This is a genomic window from Rhodococcus sp. HNM0569 (genome assembly GCF_012726205.1).
In the GTDB taxonomy this organism is placed as follows: Bacteria; Actinomycetota; Actinomycetes; order Mycobacteriales; family Mycobacteriaceae; genus Rhodococcus_F.
Map to the genome: position 1 here is coordinate 79,369 of NZ_JAASAE010000005.1, position 13,964 is coordinate 93,332.

The window sequence follows — 13,964 nt, forward strand, 5'->3', positions numbered from 1 at the left end:
CCATGTCGATCCCGTCGCACGACGATCCGAGCCAGCGCGCCCACGCGGCGGGCGCCGACGGTGTGGTCGAGGCGACGTGGTCCTGGCGCGAGATTCTCGGCGTGCTCACCGATCGACGTGATCTCACGCCGGACCAAGCGCGCTGGGCGATGAACGAGGTGATGTCGGACAACGCGACGCCTGCGCAGATCGCGGCGTTCGGTGTCGGTCTCAAGATGAAGGGCGAGACGCCCGACGAGGTGGGTGCGCTCGCCGACGAGATGCTCGCACACGCGCGTCTCGTGCCGTTCGACGGCGACGCGGTCGACATCGTCGGTACCGGCGGCGATCGGTCGAACACGGTGAACATCTCGACGATGGCGTCGGTCGTGGTCGCCGCGGCGGGCGTCCCCGTCGTCAAGCACGGTGGCCGCGCCGCGTCGTCGAAGAGCGGCGGCGCCGACGTCCTCGAGGCGCTGGGTGTCGTCATCTCGCTCGATCCCGACCAGATCGCGGCGTGCGTGGACGAGGTCGGTATCGCGTTCTGTTTCGCTCCCGTGTTCCATCCGGCGTTGCGCTTCGCCGGCCCCACACGCAAGGAGATCGCGATCCCGACGGTCTTCAACGTGCTCGGTCCGCTCACCAATCCCGCGGCGCCGCGTGCGGGGCTCATCGGCTGCGCCTTCGAGAGTCTGCTCCCCGTCGTCGCGGGGGTGCTCGCGTCGCGTGGCAATTCGGCGCTCGTGGTGCGTGGCGACGACGGGCTCGACGAGATGACGACGTCCACCACGTCACGGGTGCTCGTGGTGTCGGGCGGGGTCGTGCGCGAGGACGTGGTCGACCCGCGTGAGCTCGGCGTCGCACGCGTGTCCCTCGACGAGCTGCGAGGTGGCGACGCCCGGTTCAATGCCGAGGTCGCCCATCGCGTCTTCGCGGGCGAGAAGGGGGCCGTGCGCGACGCGGTGCTGCTCAACGCGGCGGGTGCGCTCGCCGCGCACCGCGGTCTGGACGACGTGACTCTGCTCGACGGCCTGGCCCGCGGGCTGGAGGCGGCGGCCGAGGCGATCGACAGTGGCGCTGCAGCCGCGTTGCTCGATCGGTGGGTGGCCGCGACGACCCGGCTGGCCGGCTGACCGGCAGGGCACGCCTGCCGGACGTGCGGGGGACGGCTATTCGCCCAGCGAGAAGCCGGCCTCGACGTCGGCGCTCGAGTACGACTGGAACGCGATGTTCGTGGTGGTCTTGACGACGCCCTCGACCTTGTTGATGCGCTGCGTGACGACCTCGGCGACGGCCTCGTGGTCGCGCACCCGCACGATCGCGATGAGGTCGACGTCGCCCGCGCACGAATAGACCTGGTCGACTCCCGGGATGTCCGCGATGGCCTGGGCGGTCTCCGGGATGCGGTGGGACTCGGCGTGGATCAGGACGATCGCGTTGATCATGGTTTCCTCTTCGTCGTCACGTGGTGCTCTACGTGGGTGCGCGGGCCGGTGCGCCTGCGGGCGCCACGGGATCGAGCTTAGGCGTCGCTCACCCGTCTCCGGGATACCCGGGCGCGGCGAGGCTGTCGCGGCCGTTCACGGCGCGCTCGCACCACCGCAGCCACGAACCGGATCCGCGTGCGGGGGAACAGTACCCGGTGGACGCGTCGACGATGCGTGCGTCGTCCGCCTCGATCCACCGCAACACGAGCGCTGCCTCCTCGGGGGACGCGCCACGCAGCGGGGTGTCGTCGGGCAGCGCGGTCTCGGCGGAGCGCACCAGGGCGTCGACGACGGGCATGGGTGCGGTGCCCCGCGGCGCAGTCCCCGCGGCGGCGAGTCGGCCCGCGCGCACGACGGCGAACTCCCAGCCGCGGGCACCGTCGGGCCGGGCGACGACCAGCTGGTCGAGTGCGGTGAGCGCCGCGAGCCGGTGCAGGCGGCCGAGCGTGCGCGCGACGTCGACGGTGCGATCGCGCAGCCGTGCGGCGTTCTCGAACAGTTCGGCGGCCGCGAGTTCGTCGATGCGCTCGCGCATGCGACGCAAGGCGTCGTCCGAGTGGCCGCGCAGCAGTGCGCGCGCGTTCTCGACGGTCGCGGCGTAGTCGTCGGAGGACAGTGCGGGCGGCGCCGGGCAGCCGCCGACGTCGCGGACGGGGCATGCGCTGCCGTGCAGCGCGTCGCGGGGGAGGCGGGCGGTACACGTCCGCAGCCCGGTGTACTCGGCGACGGTGCTCGCGACGTCGGCGGCGAGGTTTCGGGTGCGGAACGGCCCGAGAGCGCCCGGGGCCGGGGCACGCACCACCGACAGTCGGGGGAACGCTTCCTTCGTGAACGTGATCCACCACCCGCGGCGGGGATATTTGGACCGCCGGTTGTAGGGCGGTGTGTGGGCGGCGAGCAGGCGCAGTTCACGCACCCCGGCCTCGAGGGCGTTCGCGCACTCGACGTGGTCGACGCGCTCGGCGAGCGCGACCATCTCCTTCATCCGCCCTCGCGTCTCGGAGCCCGTGAAGTAGGTGCGCACACGCCTGCGTAGATCCACCGCGGTGCCGATGTAGAGGACCTCGTCGCGCGGGCCCCGGAAGAGGTACACCCCGGGGGACCGGGGAAGATCCGAGGCCAGATGGCGTTTCGCGCGTTGCTGCGGCGAGACGTCCGGCAGGTAGTCGAGCAACTCCGGCAGGCTGTGCACACCGAGATTGCCGACGCGCTCGAGGAGTGCGTGCAGCACCTCCACCGTCGCGCGGGCGTCGTCGAGCGCGCGGTGGGTGGGTGTGGTGGGGACGGCGAACAGGCGCGCGAGATTCGACAGTTTGACCGACGGCGCCTCGTCGCGGGTGAGGACCCGCCGCGCGAGCTTGACTGTGCAGAGCACGGTGAACGACGGCCAGTCGTGCCCGCAGCGCGCGGCGGCCGCGCGCAGGAATCCGGTGTCGAAGCGTGCGTTGTGCGCGACGAGTACCGCACCACGTGCGAACTCGAGGAACGAGGGCAGTACTCGCTCGATGCGGGGCGCGCCGACGATCATCGCGGACGTGATGCCGGTGATCTCGACGATGTACGGGGGTATCGCGCGGCCGGGATCGACGAGAGTGGCCATCTCGCCGATGATCTCGCCGCCGCGGATCTTGACCGCGCCGATCTCGGTGATCGCGTCCTCGCCGGGCTTGCCGCCGGTGGTCTCGAGGTCGACGACGACGAAGGTGGTGTCGCGCAACGGGGTGTCGAGTTCGTCGAAGGTCAGTTGCCGGGGGGTCGCGCTCACGGGACGTGACGCTAGGACCGGCCACCGACACGCCCGCGGCCGACGGTGGTGACGAGCATCACAGCACTGTCTCGCGTCGGCGGACGGTGTGCCTCGCCCCCGTGCGTCGTCACGGATGCGGCCCCGGTTCGATTGCGCTGCGTCGCACCCGGACCGGCATCGTGAGCGCTCGTCTCACCTGCGAGGACGGCTGCGGGTTGTGATCGGCAGTGGGTACGCGAGGCGGCGCCGCGTGCTCGCGGCTGGGTCCGGGAGGCCGGTCGTTATCGGCCTGTGATGAAAGGGCGAGTGCGCAAGCCATCGGCTGGATTTCGTGCGGAATCGGACCGATTTTCCGCCCCGGGTCGACACGACGCTATGCCGTTTCGTAATCTTTTCGAGACCTTGCGGAGTCGAGTCGCTCATCCCCGAGCGGCGTCGCGAGGTCACCGCCTAATCGGAACGCCGCACGCGGCGCTCCGAGCCGGGAACCCAGTTTCCACCGGGGTGAATCCCGAAGGCGCCGCACAGGCGCCCGAGGGTAGGGCTGATCTTCCCAGCCCGAACCCGTCAGCTAACTCGGTCGGCGGAACGACAGGAAGAAACGGAGTACCTCTTTCGTGGCGTCAACACACACCAAGCGGTCCGTGCGGCGAGTCCTCGCCGTCGGTGCCCTCGCCGCGGGCGCATTCACCGCGACTGCCGTCCCCGCGTCGGCGGACCCCATCACGATTCCCGGTGTCGGAACGTTCGAACTCCCCGGTGTCGCCGTTCCCCCGGAGATCCAGAACATGCTCACCCCGCAGGGCGGCCAGGGTGCCCCCTCGAGCGCGGGTGAAACCGCTCTTCGCGCCGCGGAATCCAAGCTCGGGGCACCTTACGTGTACGGCGCCTCCGGTCCCGACTCGTTCGACTGCTCGGGCCTCGTCCAGTGGGCGTACAAGCAGGCAGGGCTCAACCTGCCGCGCACGAGCTACGACCAGGCAGGCGCCGGTGCTCCGGTGTCGACGTCGGATCTGAAGCTCGGCGACGTCGTCACCTTCTACGGCGGTTCGCACTCGGGCATCTACGCGGGCGACGGCAACATCATCCATGCGTCGACGTCGGGTCAGCCGGTCAAGCTGGCCCCCATCGCGTCGATGCCGATGGACGGCGCTCGCCGCTTCTGAGTGGACACGTGCGGTGACGGGCGGGTTCGGGCTTCGGTCCGGCCCGCCCGTTCGCATCTCCGGGTGCCGCACGTGCACCGCGCCACGAAGCGCGCGACCGCGTCACAGCACCATTCTGCTCGACCAGTACCCTTGCTCGACTCGCTGTACCCGCCGGAGCGCGGCAGGCGCACGGGCGTATGCCCGGCGACACCGGCCGCCGCACCGGAATCGATGATCGGAGAAGTACTCCAGTGGCCGCACCGTTTCCTCGTCACCGTCCGCGGCGCCGCGGCGCCCGCGCAGTTGTGGGCGCGAGCATCGCCGGCGTGACGCTCGCGGCACTCGTCTGCATGCCCGCGGCCGCCGATCCCGCACGGACGGCGCCGCCCGCGCGCACCGATCCGGTCGTCCTCGACGGCGCGACCGACGCGATGAACCGGCTCGCCGACCTCGGCCGCAAGTCGGAACAGACCAACGAGGCACTGCACAATGCGCAGATCGAACTCGATGCGAAACAGGCTGCGCAGGCCGTCGCCGACGAGCGGGTCGCCCAGGCGCAGGTGGCGCTCGACGAGGCCGAGGGGCTGGTCGCGCAGTACCGTCCCACCGTCGACAAGCTCGCGCTCGCCAACTATCAAGGCGCGCGGACCAACCGGCTGTTCGCGGTCATGGTCAGCGACTCGCCGCAGCAGCTCCTCGACCAGATGTCGGCGCTCGACGTCATCGCGCAGCAGACGTCGGACGACGTGGGTCAGTTCGCCGACGCCCGGATCCGCGCGCAGCAGGCGGCGGACGAGGCCCGCAGCGCGGCCGATGCGGCCCGCGCGGCATCGGACGCCGCACGCGTGGTGCAGGACGAGCTCGGCCGCACGAAGGCGGACCTCGAACGTCAGATCGGCGACGTCACCGACGCCTTCGACTCGCTCACCGACGAGGAGCGTCTGAAGCTGGCCGGCAGCCCGTTCCCGCCCGGCATCGACGCCGACGCGATCCTCGCCGAACTGCTGCCCGGTTCGGGTTCGGGTGCTCTGCAGGCCGCGATGACACGCATCGGCAGCCCGTACGTGTGGGGCGCCACCGGCCCCGACTCGTTCGACTGCTCGGGTCTCGTCGTGTGGGCCTACCAGCAGGTCGGCAAGACGCTGCCGCGGTCGAGTCAGGCCCAGGCCGCGGGCGGTACGCCGATCTCGCGCGACCAGTTGCAGCCCGGCGACGTCGTGATCATCTACGACGACGCGTCGCATGTGGGCCTGTACGCCGGTAACGGAAACCTCCTGCATGCGTCGACCTTCGGGGTTCCGGTCAAGGTCGAGTCGCTGGACGGGATGGACTACGCGGGGGCTCGCCGCTACTGAGTCCTCCGGCCCGGCCCCGGCCCGTGTGGCGGGCAGCCGGGCACACCGCCGCGCGGCGAGCCACTTACACTCTGCGGCGTGCCACGCTCGGATCCCGCTGCCCGTCGCCGCGTGCGACCGTGGGAACGGCTCGGGCTGGCGGGCCTGGTCGTGGCGGTGCTCGTGTCCGCGGGCGTCGCGATGTTCGCGCGGGGCAACGGCGACGCGCCCGCGCGGGCCGAATCCGCACCCCTGTCCGGCGCCACGCGCGACGACGTGCAGTCGGTGCTCGACCGGTGGGCAGGCGCGGTGCGATCGGGCGACACGAACGCGCTCGCCGCGCTCGTGGACCGCTCCGCGGCTCCGGGCTTCCTCGACGCCGAGCAGTCGCGGGCCCGCAATGCTGCGGGCGTGCCGTTCGAGGCGTTCGGCTATGCGCTCACCGATGCCGGCGGAACACCCGTGCCCGACGATCTCGTCGCGGCCCTCGGCGCCGACGAGGTGATCGCGCCGGGCGTCGAACTGCGCTATTCGTTCGCGGGCGCCGACCCGGTGCCGGCGACCGCGCCGGTGTCGGTCGTTCTCGCGCGTCGTGGTGACGTGTGGACGCTGGTCACGGACGCTCCCGTCGCGGGGCGCGACGTGCAGACGTGGCGCGGGCCGTGGGATTTCGGCCCGGTCGTCGCGGCGCGTGCCGAGGACGGCGAGTCTCTCGTGCTGGGCCATCCGGGCGACCGGGCGACCGTCGAGCAGATCGCACGCGGAGTGGACGATGCCATTGCCCGCGTGACGGACCTGTGGGGGAGTGGCTGGTCGCGTCGCGCCGTGGTCGTCGTGGCGGCGTCACAGGCCGAGTTCACGTCCCTCGTCGGGTCCGAGCACGACGGCGCCAACATCGCAGCGGTCGCCGTCGCGGGCGCGGTGGACCGCGAGTCACGGTCCGCCTCCGGCCAGCGCATCGTGTTCAGCCCGGCATCGCGCCAGCGCCTCGACGCAGGAGGCAGGCTCGTCGTGCTGCGGCACGAACTGATGCACGCCGCGGCGCGTGTCGACACGGTCGACGGGTCTCCGCTGTGGATGCTCGAGGGCTACGCCGAGTACGCCGCGCACCGCGGCGACGACACCCAGGCGCGGCAGATCGCGCCGGATCTCGCGTCGCGCGTCGCCGACGGCATGGTGCCCGACCGGTTCCCGCGCGACGACGACTTCAGCGGATCCGGATCCGCCGCGTACGAGGCGTCGTGGTCGCTGTGCGCCTTCGTCGCCGACACGTGGGGAGACGCCCGCCTGACCGACCTGTACCGCGCGCTCGCAGGCGGCCCGCGCTCGGACGACGACGTCGAAGCCGTCGTCGAACGTGAATTGGATACCGACGTGGAGACCTTCCTCGGGCAGTGGCGCGACTGGCTCGCCCGCGAGCTGGGCTGACCCGCCGCGGCGTCGCCACCGGCACCGATCTACGGTGGTGTCCATGCCACGGACCCTGCTGGTGACGAACGACTTTCCGCCCAGGCCCGGCGGCATCCAGTCCTATCTGTACGCGTTCGCGCGGCAGTTGCCTGCCGACGAGCTCACCGTCTACGCGCCGCGCTGGCGCGGCGACTCGCACGAGAAGTTCGACGCTGCCCAGGATTTCGAGGTCGTGCGGCATCCGACGACGCTCATGCTTCCGACGCCTCTCGTCGCGCGGCGGGCCGCGCGGATCGTCGCCGAGCGCGACATCGACACCGTGTGGTTCGGTGCTGCGGCGCCGCTGGCCCTGCTCGCCCCCGCGATGCGCCGTGCGGGCGCGAGAAAGATCGTCGCGAGCACGCACGGCCACGAGGTCGGGTGGTCGATGCTGCCCGTCGCGCGCGGTGCACTGCGCCGCATCGGCGACGCCACGGACGTCGTGACGTACGTCAGCAAGTACACGCGGGGCCGTTTCGCCGCGGCGCTCGGACCTCGTGCGGCGCTCGAGCACCTGCCACCCGGCATCGACACGCAGGTCTTCCGTCCGGACCCGGACGCGCGCGCCGAACTGCGGGCACGCTACGGGCTCGGCGACCGTCCGACCGTGCTGTGCCTGTCCCGGCTCGTACCGCGCAAGGGTCAGGACATGCTGATCCGTGCGCTGCCGTCGATCCGTGCCCGCGTCGACGGTGCGGTCCTGGTGATCGTCGGCGGCGGTCCGTACGACGACCGGCTGCGCCGCCTCGCCCGCGAGACCGGTGTCGAGGACGACGTCGTGTTCACCGGCGGCGTGCCCGCCGACGAACTCGCGGCCCACCACACGATCGCGGACCTGTTCGCGATGCCCGCGCGAACGCGGGGCGGTGGGCTCGACGTGGAGGGGCTCGGAATCGTCTATCTCGAGGCCTCCGCCACCGCGGTACCGGTCGTCGCCGGGCGTTCGGGCGGGGCACCCGAGACGGTGCGCGAGGGCACGACGGGGCTCGTCGTGGACGGACGCTCACCGGCCGCGGTCGCCGAGGCCGTCGTGGATGTGCTGGCCGATCCCGCGCGCGCACGGGCGATGGGCGAGGCGGGCCGGGCCTGGATCGAATCCGACTGGCGCTGGGACGTTCTCGGCGCACGCCTGCGCATGTTGCTCACACCGTAGCCCGCCACACCGGGCCGATCTCGGCCACGGCGCCCGTGCAGGCGGCCGAAATGCGGACGGCCGCAAGGGTGCAGCGCATGTGCTGCACCCTTGCGGCCGTGGCCGGGGAGATCTACTTGGCGTAGATCTTCTCGATGTCCTCGGCGAAGCTCTTGTGGACGACATTGCGCTTGAGCTTCATCGTGGGCGTGAGTTCGCCTGTCTCCTCGGAGAAGTCGACCGGCAGGACGCGGTACTTCTTGATCGACTCGGCGTGCGAGACGAGGGTGTTGGCTTCCGCGATCGCGGCGTCGATCTCGGCCGTCAGGTCGGGATCGCTCAGCAGGTCGGCGACGGACGTGTCCTTGGCCTTGCCGTGCGCCTCGTTCCACCCGGGCAGTGCCTCGGCGTCGATCGTGATCAGTGCCGCGATGAACGGCTTCTGGTCGCCGACGACGATGGCCTGGCTGATGAGCGGGTGCGCGCGCAGCGAGTCCTCGAGCTGCGACGGCGACACGTTCTTGCCGCCCGCGGTGACGATGATCTCCTTCTTGCGGCCGGTGATGGTGATGAAGCCGTCGCGGTCGAGCGAGCCGAGGTCGCCGGTGTGGAACCAGCCGTCCTCGATCGCGTCCTTCGTCGCCTCCGGGTTGTTCCAGTAGCCGCCGAACACCACCGGGCCGGACAGCAGGATCTCGCCGTCGTCGGCGATGCGGACCTTGTTGCCCGCGAGGGGCTTTCCGACGGTGCCGACCTTCTGCTCGCCCGGCGTGTTGACCGCGAACGCCGCGGTGGTCTCGGTGAGTCCGTAGCCCTCGTAGACCGGGACGCCGACCCCGCGGAAGAAGTGGCCGAGGCGGGCGCCGAGAGGCGCGCCACCCGAGATCGCGAGCTGGCACTTGCCGCCGAGGGCGGTCTTGAGCTTGGCGTAGACGAGCTTGTCGAACACGAAGTGCTTCGCCTTGAGCAGCAGGCTCGGGCTGCCGTTCTGCAGGGCCTCGCTGTAGGCGATCGCGGTTTCGGCGGCGGCGTCGAAGATCTTGCCCTTGCCGCCCGCGACGGCGGACTGGCGAGCCGAGTTGTAGACCTTCTCGAACACGCGCGGCACCGACAGGATGAAGTCGGGGCGGAACGTGCCGAAGGTGGGCACCAGGTTCGGGATGTCGGACGTGTGGCCGAGAGCCGCGCCTGCATCGAAGGCGGCGACCGCGACCGCACGGGCGAGCACGTGGGCCATCGGCAGGAACATCAGCGTCGCGACGCCGTCCTGACGCAGCAGGTCGCCCAGCTGCGAGGCGCGGATGCCCTCGGACTCGGCGAGGAAGTTCGAGTGGGTGAGCGCGCAGCCCTTGGGCCTGCCGGTGGTGCCGGACGTGTAGATGAGCGTCGCGGGATCGGACGCCTTGAGTGCGGCGACGCGGGCGTCGACGTCGCCGTCGGTGACGGACGCGCCGAGTGCGGTGAGCTCGTCGATCACGCCGTTGCCCTCGGCAGGCTTCTCGATCTGGAAGAGCTTGCGCAGTTGCGGCGCCTGCTCGGCGACGTCGGCGACGAGTTCGGCGTGCTTCGTGTTCTCGACGACGAGGGCGACGGCCCCGGAATCTTCGAGGATCCAGCGGACCTGATCGGCCGACGACGTCTCGTAGATCGGGACGGTGACGCCGCCTGCGGCCCAGACGGCGTAGTCGATCAGCGGCCACTCGTAGCGCGTGGCCGACATCAACGCGATGCGGTCGCCCTGTTCGATGCCGAGAGCGATCAGGCCCTTTGCAACCCCCACGACCTGGTCACGGAACTCGCTCGCCGTGACGTCGGTCCAGTCGCTGCCCACCTGGCGCTTGAAGACGATGCCCCGCGGCTCGTCCTGCGCACGTCGGAACACGGAGTCGACCGCGGACGCGTCCTCCGGGATCGTGAACGAACTGGGGGAGCTGAACTCGGGCACGAAAACCTCCGGCACTGAAAATACTGACTAGTAGGTGTCTGATTTCAACTCTAGACCTTCGACTCCGCGTATCTGTTATCGACGGTTCACCGAACATGTCTAGCGGGCTGTCTGTGCTGTTCACCGCGTCGGATCGCGGCACCGCCGTGCGTCACTACCGGTACGCCGCCGTGAGGGGGCGGGCAGCGTTGTGTGAAGCTATCGACCATGAGCAGCATCCAGGTGGCCGATCAGGCTTTCGTCGCGTCCCCACCCGAGCGGGTCGCGGCCGTCGTGAGCCCGCGCGCCCGCTGGCGCCGGTGGTGGCCCGACCTGCGGATCGACGTGCGCGAGGACCGCGGCGACAAGGGCATCCGCTGGGTGGTCGACGGGCCGCTGACCGGCACCATGGAGGTGTGGCTCGAGCCCGTGCTCGACGGCACCGTGATCCACTACTTCCTGCACGCCGAGCCCGGCGCGGGCGCGCCGAGCGATCCGGATACGCTGGCCGCCGTCACGCGCACGCGCCGGGTGCAGGGCAAGACGATGTCGTTCGACGTCAAGCGCGAGCTCGAGGGTGGGCGCGCGGCAGGCGAAGCGCCCGCCTGAGCCGCGAGCACGGCCACCGAGTACGAGTCGAAAGGACGCCTTTCCGCCATGGCAGAGAGGACGAAGAAGTCGATCACGATCGACGCGCCCGCCGACGACATCATGGCGGTGATCGCGGACTTCGACGCCTATCCCGAGTGGGTCGCCGCGGCGCGCTCGGTCGAGGTGCTCGAGCGACGCGACGGCCGCGCCTATCTCGTGCGGTTCGTCCTCGACGCGGGGATCGTCAAGGACACCTACGTGCTGCGCTACGACTGGGCGGCCGACGGACGGTCGGTCGCGTGGGATCTCGTCGAGGGCGAGATCCAGAACGCTCAGCACGGCTCCTACCTGCTCACCCCCGAGCCGTCCGGAGCCACCACCGTCACCTACGAGTTGTCTGTCGATCTCACGATCCCGATGATCGGCCTGTTCAAACGCAAGGCGGAGAAGGTCGTCACCGACACGGCCCTCGACGAGCTCAAGAAGCGGGTGGAGGGCTGAGCGCGCGCGAGCCCGGCACACGCGTTCTGCTGTTCGTCGGCAAGGGCGGGGCCGGGAAGACGACGCTCGCGGCAGCCACCGCGTTGCGCGCCGCGATGCGCGGCAGGCGCACACTGCTGGTCGCGCTCGACCAGACCCGTTCGCTCGGCGACGTACTGGGCCGCGGCACCGACGAGTTCCCCGTGGGCGAGCTCGTCGAGCTTCCGTTCGGCGGCGATACCGGAGCGGGGGAAGAGTCCGTGTCCGGCCGCCTCGCCGCACTCGACATCGACACGCTCGCGCTGCTCGAAGAGCGCTACGCGTCGGTCGCGCCGATGCTCACCTCCGCAGTCGGCGGCGGGCCCGTGTGGACCGCACTCGCGCCGGGCGAGCTCACCGGTGTGCCGGGCGTGCAGGAGGTCCTCGGCCTTGCACAGATCGCGGAGCACGCGGCATCCGGTGAGTTCGACGCGATCGTCGTCGACTGCCCTGCGACCGCCGACGCGCTGCGCACGCTCTCGGCGCCGAAGACCTTCGCCGACTACCTCGAACGCGTCTGGCCCCGGCACGACCGGGCCGTTGCGCTGTCCGGCAACGACCCCCGTCAGCTGCTGTTGGTGTCGGTGGTCGAGCGGGTCGCGTCGGCGGTCGCGTCCGTCGAGGCGTTGCTGGCGGACCCGGGACGCACGTCGACCCGGATCGTCACGACGGGCGAGCGCGTCGCGCTCGCGCACACGCGCCGGCTGCTGACGGTCGCGTCGCTGGCGGGTCTGCGCGTCGATCTCGTGGTGCTCAACCGCGTCCGCGGAACGGGGCAGGCCGTCGGCGACCTCGCCGACCTCGCCGGAAGCGTCGAGGTGCGCACGGTCGGCGCGAGCGACCACGAGCCGATAGGGTGGGCCGGCCTCGCGCGGATCGGCGACGAACTCTACGACGACGTCGACCCGGTCGCCCTGCAGAGCGAACCGGTGCCTGCCTTCCGCGTCGCACACGAATCCGGGAGTGGGCTCGACTCGGTGTACACACTGCGCATGCCTCTGCCGCTCGCCGACGCGTCGACCCTCACGCTCGGCCGCGTCGACGACGATCTCGTCGTGGGCGCCGAGGGCGTCCGGCGCAGGCTCACCCTTCCGTCGGTGCTGCGGCGGTGCACCGTCTCCGCTGCCGAGCTGGACACGGACGCGCTCGTCGTGCGATTCCGTCCGAACCCCGAGGTGTGGCCCGCGTGACCGGAGATCGACACGAGAACGGGGCCGACCGCGCCCGGATCGCGGCGGAGATCCGGGCGCTCGCGGATGCGTTGTCCGAGCGGCTCGAACCGTTCGCGGCGCGCGTGGCGGCGGCCGCGGAAGCCGCGGCCGAGGGGGACTCGCCGCGGCACCCGGATGCTCCCGAGTTCACCGGCTGCCGATGGTGCCCGGTGTGCGCATTCGCGGCGTTCGTGCGCGGCGAACACCATGACTTCGCCGCCACCGTGTCGCAGCACTCGGCGGCGCTGCTCGCCGTGCTCGGCGAGATCCTCGGCGACGCTCGGGGCGGAACGTGCACGTGCGGCGCGGACGAGCCGGGCCCGGCCGCCGGGACGCCCGATCCGCCCGGTGCCGACAGCGCCTTCGTCCGGATCCCCGTGACGACCGTGCGCCCGCCCAGTCGGCACCAGCTCGACTAGCGTGATGGGGATGGAACGCGTCGACGGGGCAGGCGGTGGGCCTGGACCGGCCGCGCTGCTCGGGCCGACCGTGGGTGTCGACGTCGGCGGCACGAGTATCCGCGGCGCCGTGGTCACGCCCTCCGGAGACGTCGTCGACACCGTCACGGCACCCACGCCGCACTCCGCGCCCGCACTCGAGGACGGCATCGCGCGGGTAGTCGCAGAACTGCGCGAGCGGCACGAGGTGCACGCCGTCGGACTCGCGCTCGCCGGATTCCTCGACGAGCATCGGCGCACCGTACGGTTCGCGCCGCACCTGCCGTGGCGCGACGTCGCGGTGGGCGGACTCATGCAGGACCGGATCGGGCTGCCCGTCGTCCTCGAGCACGACGCGAATGCCGCGGCCCTCGCGGAACACCGCTTCGGCGCGGCATCGGGTGCCCGCAATGCCGTCGTCGTCGCGATCGGCACCGGGATCGGTGCGGCACTCGTGCAGCACGGCGAGCTGTACCGCGGAAGTTTCGGTGTGGCACCAGAGCTGGGGCATCTGCAGGTCGTCCCGGACGGACGGCCGTGCGCGTGTGGCAAGCGCGGGTGCTGGGAAAGGTCTTGCAGTGGAACCGCTCTCGTGGAGACCGCGCTCGAGTTCCTGGCGAGCGAGGCACACCCGGAATCGTCGCTCGCGCGGGACGTCCGGAGTGACCGCGGCGCGCTCACCGGCCGCCGGATCGCCGCCGCGGCGCACGACGGCGACCCGCTCGCGCGCGCCGTCGTCGACGACTTCGCGCAGTGGCTCGGCGTCGGCCTCGCGTTCGTCGCGGACGTGTTCGATCCCGACGTGGTCGTCGTCTCGGGTGGGGTTGCCGGGTCGGCGCCGCTGTTCCTCGACGCAGCACGGGAGATCTGCGCCGCGCACGCGACCGGTGCAGGCCATCGCCCGCTCGCGCGGATCCGCAGTACGCAGCTCGGCGACTACGCGGGGCTGATCGGTGCAGCCGTCGCGGCGCACGAGCAGGCGGGCACGTGAGCGCCGCCGTCGGTG

General features: G+C 71.4%; 13 protein-coding genes and 1 riboswitch. Of the genes, 10 read left to right on the forward strand and 3 right to left on the reverse strand.

The window, feature by feature from the left end:
- The first annotated feature begins 2 nt into the window (after positions 1–2).
- The gene (gene trpD / locus HCA44_RS08860; protein ID WP_169648191.1) at positions 3–1,112 is read left to right on the forward strand and encodes an anthranilate phosphoribosyltransferase; all 1,110 of its coding nucleotides are present in this window, start codon (positions 3–5) and stop codon (positions 1,110–1,112) included.
- A 36-nt stretch (positions 1,113–1,148) separates the two neighbouring features.
- Here the strand turns inward: trpD and HCA44_RS08865 are convergent, their stop codons facing one another.
- Together HCA44_RS08865 and HCA44_RS08870 are read right to left on the reverse strand one after the other, a co-directional pair.
- Positions 1,149–1,424 (reverse strand): Lrp/AsnC ligand binding domain-containing protein, encoded by a 276-nt coding sequence (locus HCA44_RS08865; RefSeq protein ID WP_169648192.1) that lies wholly within the window; start codon positions 1,422–1,424, stop codon positions 1,149–1,151.
- Between the two features lie 88 nt (positions 1,425–1,512).
- On the reverse strand, positions 1,513–3,231 hold the full coding sequence (locus HCA44_RS08870) for a DEDD exonuclease domain-containing protein (RefSeq protein ID WP_169648193.1): 1,719 nt from the start codon (positions 3,229–3,231) through the stop codon (positions 1,513–1,515).
- A gap of 419 nt (positions 3,232–3,650) precedes the next feature.
- Positions 3,651–3,813: riboswitch (cyclic di-AMP (ydaO/yuaA leader) on the forward strand.
- 17 nt (positions 3,814–3,830) lie between these two features.
- Here HCA44_RS08870 and HCA44_RS08875 point away from each other — a divergent pair.
- The 4 genes from HCA44_RS08875 (at position 3,831) to HCA44_RS08890 (ending at position 8,297) form a co-directional block, all read left to right on the forward strand.
- The gene (locus tag HCA44_RS08875; RefSeq protein ID WP_169648194.1) at positions 3,831–4,379 is read left to right on the forward strand and encodes a C40 family peptidase; all 549 of its coding nucleotides are present in this window, start codon (positions 3,831–3,833) and stop codon (positions 4,377–4,379) included.
- A gap of 332 nt (positions 4,380–4,711) precedes the next feature.
- Positions 4,712–5,716: a C40 family peptidase gene (locus tag HCA44_RS08880; protein WP_169648366.1), complete on the forward strand. Its 1,005-nt coding sequence runs from the start codon at positions 4,712–4,714 to the stop codon at positions 5,714–5,716.
- A 78-nt stretch (positions 5,717–5,794) separates the two neighbouring features.
- Positions 5,795–7,123 carry a hypothetical protein gene (locus HCA44_RS08885; RefSeq protein ID WP_346764647.1) on the forward strand — a complete coding sequence of 443 codons (1,329 nt, stop codon included), beginning with the start codon at positions 5,795–5,797 and terminating at the stop codon, positions 7,121–7,123.
- Positions 7,124–7,166: 43 nt separating this feature from the next.
- Positions 7,167–8,297 (forward strand): glycosyltransferase family 4 protein, encoded by a 1,131-nt coding sequence (locus tag HCA44_RS08890; RefSeq protein ID WP_169648195.1) that lies wholly within the window; start codon positions 7,167–7,169, stop codon positions 8,295–8,297.
- Positions 8,298–8,409: 112 nt separating this feature from the next.
- On the opposite strand, the gene HCA44_RS08895 is transcribed toward HCA44_RS08890, so the two are convergent.
- Positions 8,410–10,221 carry a long-chain fatty acid--CoA ligase gene (locus HCA44_RS08895; RefSeq protein WP_169648196.1) on the reverse strand — a complete coding sequence of 604 codons (1,812 nt, stop codon included), beginning with the start codon at positions 10,219–10,221 and terminating at the stop codon, positions 8,410–8,412.
- 207 nt (positions 10,222–10,428) lie between these two features.
- On the opposite strand from HCA44_RS08895, the gene HCA44_RS08900 reads away from it, so the two are divergent.
- From HCA44_RS08900 to HCA44_RS08920, 5 genes are read left to right on the forward strand one after another with little or no spacing between them, the layout of a single operon-like run.
- Positions 10,429–10,809 (forward strand): polyketide cyclase / dehydrase and lipid transport, encoded by a 381-nt coding sequence (locus HCA44_RS08900; RefSeq protein ID WP_169648197.1) that lies wholly within the window; start codon positions 10,429–10,431, stop codon positions 10,807–10,809.
- Between the two features lie 48 nt (positions 10,810–10,857).
- Positions 10,858–11,292, forward strand: coding sequence for an SRPBCC family protein (locus HCA44_RS08905; protein WP_169648198.1), 435 nt, complete (start codon positions 10,858–10,860; stop codon positions 11,290–11,292).
- A 29-nt stretch (positions 11,293–11,321) separates the two neighbouring features.
- The gene (locus HCA44_RS08910) at positions 11,322–12,500 is read left to right on the forward strand and encodes an ArsA-related P-loop ATPase (RefSeq protein WP_346764660.1); all 1,179 of its coding nucleotides are present in this window, start codon (positions 11,322–11,324) and stop codon (positions 12,498–12,500) included.
- Positions 12,497–12,940 (forward strand): hypothetical protein, encoded by a 444-nt coding sequence (locus HCA44_RS08915; protein WP_169648199.1) that lies wholly within the window; start codon positions 12,497–12,499, stop codon positions 12,938–12,940. Before HCA44_RS08910 ends, HCA44_RS08915 begins: the two co-directional genes overlap by 4 nt.
- A 10-nt stretch (positions 12,941–12,950) precedes the next feature.
- Complete coding sequence (locus HCA44_RS08920; RefSeq protein WP_169648200.1) at positions 12,951–13,949, forward strand: ROK family protein; 999 nt, start codon at positions 12,951–12,953, stop codon at positions 13,947–13,949.
- Positions 13,950–13,964 lie beyond the last annotated feature (15 nt).